General features: G+C 73.2%; 13 protein-coding genes. 5 read left to right on the top strand and 8 right to left on the bottom strand.

What is annotated here, in order from left to right:
• Positions 1–6: 6 nt before the first annotated feature.
• On the bottom strand, positions 7–2,496 hold the full coding sequence (pcrA, locus tag ACIRBY_RS06940) for a DNA helicase PcrA (RefSeq protein WP_403897184.1): 2,490 nt from the start codon (positions 2,494–2,496) through the stop codon (positions 7–9).
• A gap of 95 nt (positions 2,497–2,591) precedes the next feature.
• On the opposite strand from pcrA, the gene ACIRBY_RS06935 reads away from it, so the two are divergent.
• Together ACIRBY_RS06935 and ACIRBY_RS06930 are read left to right on the top strand one after the other, a co-directional pair.
• Positions 2,592–2,948, top strand: coding sequence for a hypothetical protein (locus tag ACIRBY_RS06935; protein ID WP_403897182.1), 357 nt, complete (start codon positions 2,592–2,594; stop codon positions 2,946–2,948).
• Between the two features lie 197 nt (positions 2,949–3,145).
• Positions 3,146–4,216, top strand: a complete 1,071-nt coding sequence (locus ACIRBY_RS06930) for an NlpC/P60 family protein (protein WP_403897179.1) — start codon at positions 3,146–3,148, stop codon at positions 4,214–4,216.
• Positions 4,217–4,245: 29 nt separating this feature from the next.
• Here ACIRBY_RS06930 and ACIRBY_RS06925 read toward each other — a convergent pair whose 3' ends face one another.
• From ACIRBY_RS06925 to ACIRBY_RS06915, 3 genes are all read right to left on the bottom strand, one after another.
• A complete protein-coding gene (locus ACIRBY_RS06925; RefSeq protein WP_403897176.1) occupies positions 4,246–5,358 on the bottom strand; it encodes an alpha/beta hydrolase in 1,113 nt (370 codons plus the stop codon).
• Between the two features lie 110 nt (positions 5,359–5,468).
• The gene (locus ACIRBY_RS06920) at positions 5,469–6,170 is read right to left on the bottom strand and encodes a LuxR C-terminal-related transcriptional regulator (protein WP_403897173.1); all 702 of its coding nucleotides are present in this window, start codon (positions 6,168–6,170) and stop codon (positions 5,469–5,471) included.
• On the bottom strand, positions 6,167–7,462 hold the full coding sequence (locus ACIRBY_RS06915; protein ID WP_403897170.1) for a PspC domain-containing protein: 1,296 nt from the start codon (positions 7,460–7,462) through the stop codon (positions 6,167–6,169). Before ACIRBY_RS06915 ends, ACIRBY_RS06920 begins: the two co-directional genes overlap by 4 nt.
• Positions 7,463–7,593: 131 nt before the next feature.
• Between ACIRBY_RS06915 and ACIRBY_RS06910 the strand changes: the two genes are divergently transcribed.
• Positions 7,594–8,919, top strand: a complete 1,326-nt coding sequence (locus ACIRBY_RS06910; protein WP_403897167.1) for a PspC domain-containing protein — start codon at positions 7,594–7,596, stop codon at positions 8,917–8,919.
• Positions 8,906–9,130, top strand: coding sequence for a hypothetical protein (locus tag ACIRBY_RS06905; RefSeq protein WP_042813099.1), 225 nt, complete (start codon positions 8,906–8,908; stop codon positions 9,128–9,130). Before ACIRBY_RS06910 ends, ACIRBY_RS06905 begins: the two co-directional genes overlap by 14 nt.
• Here the strand turns inward: ACIRBY_RS06905 and ACIRBY_RS06900 are convergent.
• The 4 genes from ACIRBY_RS06900 to guaA all read right to left on the bottom strand — a co-directional run bounded on the left by ACIRBY_RS06900 (position 9,076) and on the right by guaA (position 13,495).
• Complete coding sequence (locus ACIRBY_RS06900; protein ID WP_403897162.1) at positions 9,076–9,582, bottom strand: DoxX family protein; 507 nt, start codon at positions 9,580–9,582, stop codon at positions 9,076–9,078. The two genes, ACIRBY_RS06905 and ACIRBY_RS06900, sit on opposite strands and share 55 nt — an antisense overlap.
• 19 nt (positions 9,583–9,601) lie before the next feature.
• Entirely contained in the window at positions 9,602–10,843 is a 1,242-nt protein-coding gene (locus ACIRBY_RS06895; protein ID WP_403897160.1) for a hypothetical protein, read from the bottom strand.
• A gap of 117 nt (positions 10,844–10,960) precedes the next feature.
• The gene (locus ACIRBY_RS06890) at positions 10,961–11,803 is read right to left on the bottom strand and encodes a class II aldolase/adducin family protein (RefSeq protein ID WP_403897157.1); all 843 of its coding nucleotides are present in this window, start codon (positions 11,801–11,803) and stop codon (positions 10,961–10,963) included.
• Positions 11,804–11,902: 99 nt separating this feature from the next.
• Entirely contained in the window at positions 11,903–13,495 is a 1,593-nt protein-coding gene (gene guaA / locus ACIRBY_RS06885; RefSeq protein WP_403897154.1) for a glutamine-hydrolyzing GMP synthase, read from the bottom strand.
• A 330-nt stretch (positions 13,496–13,825) separates the two neighbouring features.
• On the opposite strand from guaA, the gene ACIRBY_RS06880 reads away from it, so the two are divergent.
• Positions 13,826–14,098, top strand: coding sequence for a chorismate mutase (locus ACIRBY_RS06880; protein WP_403897151.1), 273 nt, complete (start codon positions 13,826–13,828; stop codon positions 14,096–14,098).
• Positions 14,099–14,351: the final 253 nt, after the last annotated feature.

The following is a 14,351-nucleotide window of genomic DNA, read 5'->3' as shown; positions in this document are numbered from 1 at the left end:
ATCCCGCTAGAGCTTCTGCACCGGCGCGTAGCGCAGGAGCAGCCGCTTCGGCTTGTCGTCCCCGAAGTCGATGGTGGCCTGCGCGTCCGCGCCGGCGCCCCGGACCTCCATGACCGTGCCCAGGCCGAACTGGTCGTGCGTGACCCGGTCCCCGACGGCCAGCGCGATGACCGGCTTGTCGGTGGCGCGTCGCGTCGCGAACCCGGAGGGGCCGGACGACCGGGAGCGCGAGGAGGACAGGAAGGCCTCGGGCGAGGTCCCGAAGGAGGCCTTCCCCGAACCTGAGGACGACGAGCCGTAGCCGGAGCCGCGCATCGGGCCGGCCGGCTTCTGCGCGGCGCCCGTGCGCTTCCACTGGAGGTACTCGGCCGGGATCTCCTCCAGGAACCGCGAGGGCGGGTTGTACGAAGGCGTGCCCCACGCGCTGCGCATGCTGGAGCGGGTCAGGTACAGCCGCTCGCGGGCCCGGGTGATGCCGACGTAGGCGAGGCGGCGCTCCTCCTCCAGCTCCTTGGTCTGCCCCAGCGCGCGCATGTGCGGGAAGACCCCGTCCTCCATGCCGGTCACGAAGACCACCGGGAACTCCAGGCCCTTGGCGGTGTGCAGGGTCATCAGCGTGATGACGCCCGTGCCCTCGGTGTCCTCGTCGGGGATCTGGTCGGAGTCGGCGACCAGCGCGACCTGCTCCAGGAACTCGGCCAGGGTGCCCGGGCTCTCCTCGTCCCGCGCCTGCTCGAACTCCAGGGCGACGGCCGCGAGCTCCTGGAGGTTCTCGATCCGGGTCTCGTCCTGCGGGTCGGTCGAGGCCTGGAGCTCGGCGAGGTAGCCCGTGCGCTCCAGCACCGCCTCCAGCACCACGGCCGGACCGGCGCCGGAGTCGACGATCGTGCGCAGCTCCTCCATCAGGGTGTTGAACCGCTTGACGGCGTTGGTGGAGCGGGCGGCCATGCCGAAGGCCTCGTCGACGCGGCGCAGCGCCTGCGGGAACGTGATCTTCTCGCGGAGCGCGAGGGCGTCGATCATCGCCTCGGCGCGCTCGCCGATGCCGCGCTTGGGGACGTTCAGGATGCGGCGCAGCGGGACGTTGTCCTCGGGGTTGGCCATGACGCGCAGGTAGGCCAGGACGTCCCGGACCTCCTTGCGCTCGTAGAAGCGGACGCCGCCGACGACCTTGTAGGGCAGTCCGACGCGGATGAAGATCTCCTCGAACACGCGGGACTGGGCGTTGGTCCGGTAGAAGATCGCGACGTCGCCCGCCTTGGCGTCGCCCGCGTCCGTCAGCCGGTCGATCTCGTCGGCGACGAACTGGGCCTCGTCGTGCTCGGTGTCGGCGACGTAGCCGGTGATGACGGCGCCGGCTCCGGCCTGGGTCCACAGGTTCTTGGCGCGGCGGTTCTCGTTGCGCTCGATGACGGCGTTGGCGGCGGACAGGATCGTCTGCGTGGAGCGGTAGTTCTGCTCCAGCAGGATCGTCGTCGCGTCCTTGTAGTCCTCCTCGAACTGGAGGATGTTGCGGATGGTCGCGCCGCGGAAGGCGTAGATCGACTGGTCGGCGTCGCCCACCACGCACAGTTCGGCGGGCGGCAGGTCCGGGTAGCCGGTGCCGACCAGCTCGCGCACCAGCGTGTACTGGGCGTGGTTGGTGTCCTGGTACTCGTCGACCAGGACGTGGCGGAAGCGGCGCCGGTAGTGCTCGGCCACGTCCGGGAAGGCCTGGAGGAGGTGGACCGTGGTCATGATGATGTCGTCGAAGTCGAGGGCGTTGGCCTCGCGCAGCCGCCCCTGGTACATCGCGTACGCCTGGGCGAGCGTCTTCTCGAAGCCGTCGGCGGCCTGGGCGGCGAAGGCGTCCTCGTCGATCAGCTCGTTCTTGAGGTTCGAGATCTTGGCGTTGAAGGACTTGGGCGGGAACTTCTTCGGGTCCAGGTCCAGGTCGCGGCAGACGAGCGCCATGAGCCGCTTGGAGTCGGCGGCGTCGTAGATCGAGAACGAGGAGGTGAAGCCGAGCCGCTTGGACTCGCGGCGCAGGATGCGCACGCAGGCGCTGTGGAAGGTGGAGACCCACATGGCGTTGGCGCGCGGGCCGACGAGGTTCTCGACGCGCTCCTTCATCTCGGCGGCGGCCTTGTTGGTGAAGGTGATCGCCAGGATCTGGCCGGGGTGGACCTGCCGCGCGGACAGCAGGTGGCCGATGCGGTGGGTCAGCACCCGGGTCTTGCCGGAGCCGGCGCCGGCCACGATGAGCAGCGGGGAGCCCGCGTGCACCACGGCGGCGGCCTGCTGCTCGTTCAGCCCGTCCAGGAGGGCCGCGGGGTCGATGACCGGCCGGGGGGCGCCGTCGCGGTAGTACGCGTCCCCGCTCACGGGCAGGTCGAAGCGGCCCCCGAAGAGGTCGTCCGCGCCCTCCTCGGGGGCGTGGTGCTCCTCGGGCGGCGGGGGGACCTCGTCGGAGGGGGTGAGGTCGGCCAGGAAGCTGTCGTCAAAGAGGCTGCTCATCGCCATCCGAGTCTAGGGGTCGGGACCGACAGGCGGCCCCGCCCCGGGGAAATCCGCCGTCGGGAGCGGAAAGGGCACCCCGTAGGCTCGGCGCCATGACTGTCCTCACCAACGTCTTCGTCGGCCTGCACATCATCGGCATAGCCTCCCTCCTGGGCGGCTTCCTGACCCAGATGAAGGCGATGGGCGCCGGCACCGCCCGCTTCGTGCCCGCGATGCTGCACGGCGCGCTGACCATGCTCGTCACCGGCGTGCTGCTGGTCGGCTTCCACGAGATGGGCGACGGCGCGCCCCTGAACAACATCAAGATCGGTGTGAAGCTCGCGGTCCTCTTCGTGGTCCTGGCACTCGTCTACGTCAAGCGGGACGAGGAGCGGGTGGAGAAGGGCCTCTTCGGCGCGGTCGGCGCCCTGACCACCGCCAACATCTTCATCGCCCTCCTCTGGCACTGAGCCGCGCAACCGGCACCGAGCCGCGCAGCCGCGCACGGCACGGGGCGGCGTACGGCACCGGGCGGTGAAACGGCCCCGACCGGTCAGCCGCGGACAACACGGAGCCAGTTCCGATCATCCCGTCCTTTCCCCGTGACCTCCAGGTTTAGCGTCCTCCCCCGAGACCTGCGGGACCGACGGAAGGACGTGAGGCCCTCGTGGCCAGTCATCGAAAGCCCAGGCAGCGCCCGCTCTCCGGCGGCACCGTCCGGACCGCCGCCACCCTCGCCCTGGCGGGCGCTGCCACCGCCACCGCCTTCGAAGGCACCTCGCACGCCGAGCCCCGGCAGACCCCCGCCCAGATCAAGGCCGAGGTCGACCGGCTCTACGGGGAGGCCGAGGAGGCGACGGAGCGGTACAACGGGGCGAAGGCCGGGGCCGACGAGGCCGAGCGGGCCCTGACCGGCCTCCAGGAGGAGGCCGCCCGCCGCGCGGACCGGCTCGGGGCCGCCCGCGGCGCGCTCGGCTCGGTCGCCGCGGGCCAGTACCGCAGCGGCGGCCTGGGCCCCGCCCTCCAGCTGGCGCTCGCCTCCGACCCGCAGGACTACCTGGAACGGGCCTCCCTCCTCACCCGGGTCGGCGAGCGCACCGCCGCCGAGGTGGCCTCCGTACGCCGCGGGCTCGACGACGTCGGCCGGCTGCGCGCGCAGGCCGACGGGCGCCTGGCGGAGGTCCGCGCCCGGCGGGACGAGCTCGCCCGGCAGAAGGCCGTGGTCGAGGACCGGCTGGCCGCCGCCCGGCGGCTGCTGGCCGGGCTCGGGGCCGAGGAGCGGGCCGCGTACGAGGCACGGCACGGCGGGACCGAGGCCGCCGGAGGCCGGCCCGGGGCGGCGGGCGCCGCGGGGCAGGACCGCTCCTCCGCGCCGGCCCCCGCCGACGGTTCGCGCGCCGCCCGCGCGGTGGCCTTCGCGTACGGGGCGATCGGCAAGCCGTACGTCTGGGGCGCGACCGGGCCGGGCTCGTTCGACTGCTCGGGCCTGACCCAGGCGGCCTGGCGCGCGGCCGGGGTCGCCCTGCCCCGCACCACCTACACCCAGATCAACGCCGGCCGCCGGGTCTCCCGCGACCAGCTGGCCCCAGGCGACCTGGTGTTCTTCTACTCCGGGGTCACGCACGTGGGCCTGTACGTCGGCAACGGCCGGATGGTCCACGCCCCCCACCCCGGCTCCACGGTCCGGGTGGCCCCCATCGACTCGATGCCCTGGGCCGGCGCGTCCCGCCCGGCCTAGGACCGACCGGGCCGACCCGCAGCGCGGCCCTACGGCGCCTTGACGGTCTGGCTCAGCCAGCCGAAGGTCTGCGGCAGCTGCTTGGACCAGGAGTCGAGGTTGTGCCCGCCGGTGACCTTCTCCGCGTGCACCGTGGTCGGGTTCTGCGCGAGCCCCTTGAGGTCCATGCCGGACAGGTAGCCGTCCTGTTCGGCCCCCGACATCCACAGCGCGACCGCCGGCGGCGCGGGCTGGCCCTTGAGGAGTTCCTTCAGGTTGTGGGTGCGGCGCAGCTCCGGGTCCTTGGCGACCAGCGAGGTGGGCTCCTGGCCGGGGTCGTTGTACCCGGACAGCGAGACGGCCGCGCCGTAGCGGTCGGGGTGCAGGATGGCCAGCTTGGCGGCGCAGTAGGCGCCGGCCGAGTAGCCGGCCACGCCCCAGGTGCGGGGCTCGTCGGAGACGCGGAAGTTGTCGGTGACCATCTTGCGGACGTCGACGCTGAACCAGCTGTCGGCGTTGACCTTGCCGGGGATGTTGGCGCAGCCGGTGTCGGCGTTGCCCAGCAGCATGGCGCGCGGGGAGACCAGGATGAAGGGCTGGACCTTGCCCTCCTTCATGAGGGGCTCCAGCACCTCGTGGGCCTTGAGCCCCTGGAACCAGGACTTGCCCGTTCCGGGTATGCCCGGGATCAGCTCGACGACCGGGAACTTCTTGTCCTTGTAGGCCGGCTCGTCGTACTGCGGGGGCAGCCACACCATGACGTCGCCCTTGACCCCGGAGATCCTGCCGTCGAGCTCGGTCTTCCTGACCCGCCCGCCGAGCCCCTCGACCGGCTGGAAGTCCTGGCGGACCTTCGGCTCCTGCCGGACCTGCTCGGCCTTCTTGCCGCCCATGCCGTCGGGGCCGAGGTCGGGCGCCGCCTGGACGTAGGAGCCGGTGCCCATCAGGTCGCCCCAGGAGGCGTAGAAGTTCATGTCCCGGTTGATCGCGACGAAGACCAGGGCGACGGCGGTGACCTGCGCGAACACCACCATCAGCCCGCGGACGGCCACCCGTGCGACGGCGGGGCCGCGCACCTTGCTCCACACGGTCAGCGGCAGGGCGACGGCGATCACGGTCAGGCCGATCACCGTCGCGAAGAGGGGGGTCCCCGTCAGGCTCATCACGCCACCCAAGAGTCCGGCGCGGCGCCCTCCGGTTGCCCTCCCCGCCTGCGTCGTGGATCACACCCCGGGGCCGGGCCCCGGGGTGTCACTCCTGGTTCACCCGCAGGTCAGACCAGGCGGCGGGCGGTGGCCCAGCGGGTCAGCTCGTGCCGGTTGGAGAGCTGGAGCTTGCGCAGCACGGCCGAGACGTGCGACTCGACGGTCTTCACCGAGATGAACAGCTGCTTGGCGATCTCCTTGTACGCGTACCCGCGCGCGATCAGCCGCAGCACCTCGCGCTCGCGCTGGGTGAGCCGGTCCAGGTCCTCGTCCACCGGCGGCGCGTCCGTCGAGGCGAAGGCGTCGAGCACGAAGCCGGCCAGCCGCGGCGAGAACACCGCGTCCCCGTCCTGGACCCGGAAGACGGAGTCCACCAGGTCGGCGCCGGTGATGGTCTTGGTGACGTAGCCGCGGGCGCCGCCCCGGATGACGCCGATGACGTCCTCGGCGGCGTCCGACACCGACAGCGCCAGGAAGCGCACCGGGTTCTCGGCGGCCGCCATCAGCGGGGCGCAGCGCCGCAGCACCTCGACGCCGCCGCCGCCGGGCAGGTGCACGTCGAGGAGGACCACCTCGGGGCGGGTGGCGGTGATGACCGTGACGGCCTGGTCCACGTCGGCCGCCTCGCCGACGACCTCGACTCCGGTGCGGGCCGTCTCCCCGATCTCGGCCTGCACGCCCGTGCGGAACATGCGGTGGTCGTCGACGAGCACCACCCGGACCCTCCTGGCCCCGTCGTTCACAGCGCTGTCCCCGGTCGTCCCCGTCATGCCGCGTTCGCCACCCTCTCCATCTCCAGTTCCACTTCCGTGCCGCCGTCGGGCGCGGAGCGCAGCCGGGCGGTCCCGCCGTTGCGCTGCATCCGGCCGATGATCGATTCTCGTACGCCCATGCGGTCCCCCGGTACCGCGTCGATGTCGAATCCCGGCCCCCGGTCGCGTACGGACACGAACACCGTGCGCCCCTCGACCTCCGCGTACACCTGGACCGGCCCGCCCTCGCCACCGTACTTGGCGGCGTTGACCATCGCCTCGCGCGCGGCCTGCATCTGCGCGCCCAGCTTCTCGTCGAGCGGGCAGTCGCCGACGACGACCACCTCGATCGGGACGCCGTGGTGGTCCTCGACCTCGGCGGCGGCCTTCTTCACGGCTTCGGCGAGGGTGGCCGGCTCCTCGGCCTCGTCCTTGCCGGTGCCCTCGGGCTTGTACAGCCAGTTGCGCAGCTCCCGCTCCTGGGCGCGGGCGAGGCGGCGGACCTCGCCGACGTCCTCGGCGTTGCGCTGGATCAGGGTGAGGGTGTGCAGCACGGAGTCGTGGACGTGGGCGGCGACCTCGGCGCGCTCCTGGGCGCGGATGCGCATCAGGCGCTCCTCGGAGAGGTCCTGGGTCATCCGTATCAGCCAGGGCCCGGCGAGCAGGGCGATGCCGACGAGGACGGCGAGGACGGCGGTCAGGAGGTTGCCGAGCTGTGCGGCGGAGCCCCGTACGACGATGAAGACGGTCAGGCCCACGCCGACGAGGACCACCCCGGCGAGCGCGCGGGCGACCTGGAGCAGCCGCTTGCGGCGGTCCCCGGCGGGGTTCCAGTGGGCGCGGCGGGCGTTGTCGGCCTGGCGCCAGACGAGGACGACGCCGGCCCCGACGAGCAGGGTGGGCCAGATGTAGCGGCCGCCTGTGCCGCCGACGCGGAGCTGGGAGAAGAAGATGCCGGCGCCGACGGCCAGCGCGACCAGGCCGGAGACCGCGCCCTTGTCGGGCTTGCGCAGGCGCCGGCTGCCGTCGGCGAGGGTCTCGAAGAAGGAGTGGTGCCCGGTGCTGCCGCCGACGCCGAGCGGGACGAAGACCCAGAAGGCGGCGTAGAGCAGCACCCCCAGCCCGTCGCCCCACAGGAACATGGCGAGGAAGGCGAGCCGGATCCAGAGGACGGGCAGACCGAGGTGCCCGGCGAGACCGCGCGCGACTCCGCCGAGCATCCGCCCGTCGGCGCTGCGGTAGAGCCTGCGCGGCGGGGTGTCGTCGATGTCGGGGGCGTGCGGGGTACGGGCGGCGGCTGCTGCGGGCATGTCACCAAGGGTCACACGGACGGGCGCGGAGCGGCATCAGGGCATCCCCCCAGTTCCGTCGGGGGGATATCAGGGTTGCGCCAGGGTCGGGCCCGGTGCCGGGCGGCCGGGCGGGCCGTCACCATGGAGCCATGACCGACGTACACGACGCCCCGCCCGGGGGCACTCCGGGACGTGTTCCGGGGGACGATCCCGCGGCACCGGCCGCCGCCGAGCGGCCGCCCCTGCGCCGCAGCAGGCGCGACAAGGTCCTCGCGGGCGTCTGCGGCGGCCTGGGCCGGTATTTCGACCTGGACCCGGTGGTGTTCCGGATCGTGCTCGGGGTGCTCGCCGTCACCGGCGGCGTCGGCCTGGTCTTCTACGGCTTCGCCTGGCTGCTGCTGCCCCTGGAGGGCGAGGAGGACAGCGAGGGCCGCAAGCTCCTGACCGGCCGGGTCGAAGGGACCACCCTGGCCGCGGTGTTCAGCGCTCTGGTGGGGTGCGCGCTGTTCCTGTCGATGCTCGACAACGGGGTGATGGGCGGCTTCTCCGTCCTGGTCGTCCTGGCCCTGGGCGGGGCCGCGTACTGGTCCCGGCGCCACCGCCGGGCCGCCGCCCCCGAGGCGGAGGCGGCGGGCGCGCACCGTCCGGCGCCGCCGGAGACCCAGGCGCCCCCCGTGCCGAGCAGCCCTTCCTGGTGGCGCGACCCGCTGGTGAAGGACGGCACGACCGGCCCGGTCGGATCCTCCGGCTACCTGTGGGGTCCCGACGACGGGGTCGACGACCGGCCGGGCGCGGCGGCCGGCGGGGCCCCGGCGAAGCCGAAGCCCGCGGACGCGTACGGCCGGGGGCGCGGCGGGATCGGCGGCCGGGTGTTCGTCCTGGCCGTGCTGGCGGGCGGCCTCGGGACCGCCGCGGTGTGGCACGGCAGCCCGCTGGGGCACGCCCTCCAGGTCGGCCTGGCCTGCGCGCTGGCCGTCTTCGGGCTGGGCCTGGCCGTCAGCTCCCTCAAGGGGCGTACGGGTTTCGGCACCATCCTGCTGGGCCTGGTCACCGCCGGGCTGCTCGCGGCGGCGACCGCCCTGCCGCGCGAGGTGGGCACCGACTGGCACAACGTCGACTGGCGCCCGGCGGCGGTGGCCGACGTCGCACCCCTCTACTCCTCCGGGACGGGCCTGGCCACGCTCGACCTGAGCCGCCTGGACGTGCCGAAGGGCACCACCGTGTCCGTCCGGGCCTCCGTCGAGGCGGGCCGGCTGAAGGTGGTCGTCCCCCGGGAGGTCACCGCCGTGGCGGACGTCTCGGTCCGCCTCGGCGACATCCAGCTCCCCGGGGACCGCTCCGTGCGGATCAAGAGCGGTGGAGAGAACAGGCGGGCGACCCTGCCCCCCACCGCCGGCACCGAGGCCGGCGGGACGATCGAGCTGCACCTGGACGCGGGTGTGGGACAGGTGGAGGTGGCCCGTGCGGCGTCATGAGTTCCAGCCGGGAAGGCTGCTGGCCGGCCTGGTGCTGACCGCGGCGGGCGTGCTGTACCTGCTCGACGCGGCCGGGAAGACCGACCTGCCGTGGTTCCTGGTGGTGCCGATGGCGGTCGGCGGACTGGTCCTGGCCGCCCTGGTCGGGCTGGTGACCTACGCGGTGCGGCGCGACCGGCGCGACCGGATCAGCGCGTCGAGGGACCAGTAGGGCGCCCCGGCGAGCACCAGCGGGAGCCAGGCCATCAGGTACACCAGGTCGTTGCCGTAGTAGTACGGGGTCACGGCCCAGGAGACGGTGAGCCACAGGCTCAGCGAGATCAGCGCACCGCCCGCGGCCGCGATCCGGGTCAGCAGCCCGGCGAGGACGCCCAGGCCCACGAGGAGCTCCCCGAGGGCGATGAGGTAGCCGAAGCCGGCGGGGGCGTTCAGGGCGAGGTCCACCAGGGCGGGGACCGCGGCGGTGTCGCGCACGCCGCGCATCTGCTCGCCGATCGAGCCGGCGCCCCCGGCGGCGAAGAAGCCCGGGGTGGTCAGTTTGTCGAGGCCCGCGTAGACGAAGGTCACGCCGAGGAAGATCCGCAGCGGGAGGAGGGCATGGCGGGAGGCGAGTTCTCTCCACGGTGTGGACCGCACACCGGAGGGGACGTCAGTTCGGTTCACGCAGCCATGTCTACCCGCTTCATTCGGCCACGTCGATGACGCAGCGGTTGGATTCCACCCCTGCGGCGGTCACCACCTGGACGTCGACGCGGCCCGGCTCCACCTCGGCGGGCACCGGCACCGTCAGCACCGTGTCCGAGGGGTTCACGAACCCGCCGGCCACCGGGACCAGCGGCACGTGGACGTGGACCGCGCCGACCCGCACCACCAGCCGGGCGAGCATCTCCGGCGTCTGCGCCCCCGGCGGGACGAAGCCGACGCCCCGGATCTCGATGTCGTCCCCGGGGCGGACCGCCGCGTCGATGTCCCCCGGCTCGCGCCGGCGGACCACCGCCAGCACCAGCGGACGGCTCCCCTCGGCGTACTTGGCCGCCAGGTAGACCGCCGCGGACAGCGCCACCAGCAGGGCCAGCGCCCACGGCAGCTGCGGCAGCCGGTCGGGGAACCGGGCCAGGGACACCGCGGCGTAGGCCAGCACCACCGTCGAGACGAGGACGTACTGCGCGTCCGGGAAGCTCCCGCGGCCGTCGTCGCCCGTCAGCAGGTCCGCCCCGCGCGGCCGGTCCGCCGGCAGCTTCTGCAGCCGCTGCCCCATGATCCGTACGGAGACCACCCGGCGCACCAGCACCGCGACGCCCGACGTCAGCGCGACCACCGCCAGCAGCGGCAGCGCCCGCCCCAGCGCGAACCCCTGGTACAGGGCTTCGCGTTCCGGCCCCGGCGAGGAGGCGGCCAGCCGCAGCGCGGGCAGCAGCGCCGCGAACGCCGTCAGCACCACCCAGGCGCTCGGCACCGCCTTGGAAGTGGACAGCCGGTTGTCCTCGCCGACCAGCGGGGCCAGCAGCCCGCCCCGCAGCGACTGCGCGCGGGCCGCGGCGGTCAGCAGCCCGGCCAGCACCAGCGCGGCCAGCAGCCCGGCGGTGCGGGCGGTGGACCAGCCGGTGCCGAGCGCGGTGCCGACCTGCACCAGCAGCAGCGTCCCGGCGGCGATCCACAGCGCGAGGACGGCCCGGCGGGAGAACAGGTACAGCCAGGTGTTCCCGGCCTCCCGGCCCCGTTCGGCGGCCGTGCGCGCGGACAGGGTCAGTTCGTCGGAGACCCACTGGCGGGAGGCGCCGAGGGAGTGGGCCACGGCGGGCGGCACCCCCTGTCCGGCGGCGAACTCGTCGCGCTTCTCCAGGAACGCGGCGACCGCGCGCCGGTGCCCCTCCCGCGCGCAGTCGTCGCAGGCGCAGACGGCGGTATGGGTACTCCGGGACATCTCTTGGACAGCCACGTGCGTGCCGCCTCTCTGAACTACGGTGCAATGCCAGCGAATTGTGCACCACTGCGGCAGTGCTCCGGATTGCGCACGATGTCAGAGCAGGTGATTAACGGTTCATGATGTTGACGCCAGCGGCCCGCCACCGCCCGCGACCGTCTGCCACAGCGGCTGGTAGCTCGCCCAGGCGGCCAGGTCGCCCCCGAACCGCTCCCGCGTGGCGACCGCGCCGTGGTGGTCGATGAGCACCGGCTTCCCGGCCGCCCTCGCGATCAGCTGCACCTGCGCCGCCCGCTCCGCCGCGACGAACCACCACACCGCCGCGTCCACCGACCCGCCGACCGTCAGCAGCCCCCGGTTGCGCAGGACCAGCGCCTTGTGGGGGCCCAGCGCCCGCGCGACCCGCGCCGGGTCCTCCGCCCCCGCGTACTCGTCCATCAGGACGTGGTCCTCGTAGAAGCAGCAGGCCTCCTGGCTGATCGGGGCCAGCAGCTCCCCGAGGCAGGCCAGCGCCCGCCCGTACGGGCCCTGCGTCCGGACCACGGACACCACCCCGGGCCGCGCCCGGTGCACGGCCGCGTGCACGGCGAAGGCCAGCTGGTTCACCCGCCGCCCGCCCCGCACCACCCGCCCGTCGCCGTCGACCAGCAGCAGGTCCTCGGAGCCCAGGCCGGCGAAGGCACGCCCGAAGGGGTTGACCCAGTAGCAGTCCTCGAACTCCGGGTCCCGGGCGGTGACGTGCCCCGCGACCCCGTCCTCGTACCCCAGCCGGCCCAGCAGCCGCAGCGCCCCGGCGAGCCGCTCCCTGCGGTACGCGCGCTCCTCGGCCGGGTCCTCGTTTACGGGCGGCATCTCGAACGCCAGCCGGTCCACCGGCACGGGCGGGGGCTGCTCGGGCATGGGCGCGTCCCTCCTCCTGGTCGGGCCGGACGCCGCGCAAGGTACCGGTGCGGCCGCCAAGAGGCCAGAGCCGGGGAGCCGCGGAGGGGAAACGGCGAAGCCGCCGCTCCCCGGGAAGGGGAACGGCGGCTTCGCGTCGGGCTCGGGGGCGGGGTGGCCCTACTCCCACTCGATGGTGCCCGGGGGCTTGCTCGTGCAGTCCAGGACCACGCGGTTGACGTCCTTGACCTCGTTGGTGATGCGGGTCGAGATCCGGGCCAGCACCTCGTACGGCATGCGGGTCCAGTCGGCCGTCATGGCGTCCTCGGACGAGACCGGGCGCAGCACGATCGGGTGGCCGTAGGTGCGGCCGTCACCCTGGACGCCCACGCTGCGGACGTCGGCGAGCAGGACGACCGGGCACTGCCAGATCTCCCGGTCCAGACCGGCGGCGGTCAGCTCGTGGCGGGCGATGGCGTCGGCCTCGCGCAGCAGGTCCAGGCGCTCCTTGGTGACCTCGCCGACGATGCGGATGCCGAGGCCGGGGCCGGGGAACGGCTGGCGCTGGACGATCTCCTCGGGCAGGCCGAGCTCCTGGCCGACCATCCGGACCTCGTCCTTGAACAGCTGGCGCAGCGGCTCGACGAGCTCGAACTCGATGTCGTCGGGGAGGCCGCCCACGTTGTGGTGGGACTTGATGTTGGCGGTGCCGGTGCCGCCGCCGGACTCCACGACGTCCGGGTACAGGGTGCCCTGGACCAGGAAGGAGACCGCCGGGCCGTCCTCCTGGAGGATCTCCAGCTGGGCCTGCTCGAAGACGCGGATGAACTCGCGGCCGATGATCTTGCGCTTGGTCTCCGGGTCGGAGACGCCGGCCAGCGCGTTCAGGAAGCGCTCCTGCGCGTCGACGACCTTCAGCTGGACGCCGGTGGCCGCGACGAAGTCCTTCTCGACCTGCTCGGTCTCGCCCTTGCGCATCAGGCCGTGGTCGACGTACACGCAGGTCAGCTGGGAGCCGATGGCCTTCTGGACGAGGGCCGCGGCGACCGCGGAGTCCACGCCGCCGGACAGGCCGCAGATGGCGCGCTTGTCGCCGACCTGCTCGCGGATGGCCGCGATCTGCTCCTCGACGATGTTGCCGGTGGTCCAGGTGGGCTTCAGGCCCGCGCCCCGGTAGAGGAAGTGCTCCAGGACCTGCTGGCCGTGCGTGGAGTGCATCACCTCGGGGTGGTACTGCACGCCGTACAGCTTCTTCTCGTCGTTCTCGAAGGCCGCGACCGGGACGACGTTCGTCGACGCGGTGACGGTGAAGCCCTCGGGGGCGGCGGAGCAGGCGTCGCCGTGGGACATCCACACCGACTGGTGCTCGGGGGTGCCCTCGAACAGGGTCGAGCCGCTCTTGGAGACGGCCAGCGGGGTGCGGCCGTACTCGCGGGCACCGGTGTTGTCGACGGTGCCGCCCAGGGTGGTCGCCATCAGCTGGAAGCCGTAGCACATGCCGAAGACGGGGACGCCGGACTCGAACAGGGCGCGGCCGTCGTCCAGGCGCGGGGCGCCCTCCTCGTACACGGAGGACGGGCCGCCGGAGAGGATGATCGCCTTCGGGTCCTTGGCGAGCATCTCGGCCACGGGCATCGTGCTGGGCACGATCTCGCTGTAGACGCGGGCCTCACGGACACGGCGGGCGATGAGCTGGGCGTACTGCGCGCCGAAGTCGACGACGAGGACCGTGTCCGGGGCGCTGTCGTGGGCGGCGGAGGGTGCTTCTGGCACGGGACGGCCTTCCGGCGGAAGAGGTGGCTGTTTTGTCGATTCTACCGGTGGCGCCGGCCGCCTCTTTGTCGCACCATCCGAGGCCCACGTCACGACGGGGGCGCGTCTCAGCATCCGGGCCCGGTTGGCCGGGACGCGGGCGGGGGGACATAATCCACACCATGCGCAAGCAGCTGAGTTTCCTCTTTACCTATGGCACCGGCCGGTCCGGTCGCCATGGGTCATCGTGATGCTCGCTTGAGCCGCTGACTTCCCAGAGCGCCCCGGTCCGACAGGACCGGGGCGCTCCGCGTTTCCGCTCCTGTCGGCCACGACCACAGGAGAAACCCCATGAGCACCCTCACCACCACCGCCGCCACCCCCGAGCAGCTGATCGCCGACTCCCGCGAGCGCATCGACGCCCTCGACGACCGGATCATCGGGCTGATCCAGGAGCGGATGGCCGTCTCGTCCGTCATCCAGGAGGCCCGGATCGGGGCGGGCGGGCGGCGCGTGCACCTCTCACGGGAGATGGAGGTGCTGTCGCACTGGAGCGACGCCCTCGGCAAGCCCGGCACCGCGCTCGCGATGACCCTGCTGGAGCTGTGCCGGGGCCGCGTCTGACCGCGCGGGCGCCCGTTCGTCACCCGTCCGGACCGTGACCGGCCCCGGAAGCCTTCGTTGAGGGGGTGTCCGTGCCAGCCAGGTGCGGGCGCGCACCATCACGCAGGGCTCCGCGGGAGCGGTGAGACGTGACGCCCGACGGCGTACGTCGTGGGACCCCGCTCCTCCGCGTGACCGGACGGCAGGGGACAGCGGCCCGGTCACCCCAGAAGAACGGCCGGCCCGGGGGACGCCCCGGGCCGGCCGTTCCGCT

This window comes from Streptomyces sp. NPDC096136, assembly GCF_044763325.1.
GTDB lineage: Bacteria > Actinomycetota > Actinomycetes > Streptomycetales > Streptomycetaceae > Streptomyces.
Note: the sequence above shows the minus strand (reverse complement) of the source record. Positions and strands in the feature narration are given on the sequence as shown.

Coding starts and splice junctions, on each gene's coding strand:
- pcrA (WP_403897184.1), bottom strand. CDS start 2,496: ATGAGCAGCCTCTTTGACGACAGCTTCCTGGCCGACCTCACCCCCTCC.
- ACIRBY_RS06935 (WP_403897182.1), top strand. CDS start 2,592: ATGACTGTCCTCACCAACGTCTTCGTCGGCCTGCACATCATCGGCATA.
- ACIRBY_RS06925 (WP_403897176.1), bottom strand. CDS start 5,358: ATGAGCCTGACGGGGACCCCCCTCTTCGCGACGGTGATCGGCCTGACC.
- ACIRBY_RS06920 (WP_403897173.1), bottom strand. CDS start 6,170: ATGACGGGGACGACCGGGGACAGCGCTGTGAACGACGGGGCCAGGAGG.
- ACIRBY_RS06915 (WP_403897170.1), bottom strand. CDS start 7,462: ATGCCCGCAGCAGCCGCCGCCCGTACCCCGCACGCCCCCGACATCGAC.
- ACIRBY_RS06910 (WP_403897167.1), top strand. CDS start 7,594: ATGACCGACGTACACGACGCCCCGCCCGGGGGCACTCCGGGACGTGTT.
- ACIRBY_RS06895 (WP_403897160.1), bottom strand. CDS start 10,843: ATGTCCCGGAGTACCCATACCGCCGTCTGCGCCTGCGACGACTGCGCG.
- ACIRBY_RS06880 (WP_403897151.1), top strand. CDS start 13,826: ATGAGCACCCTCACCACCACCGCCGCCACCCCCGAGCAGCTGATCGCC.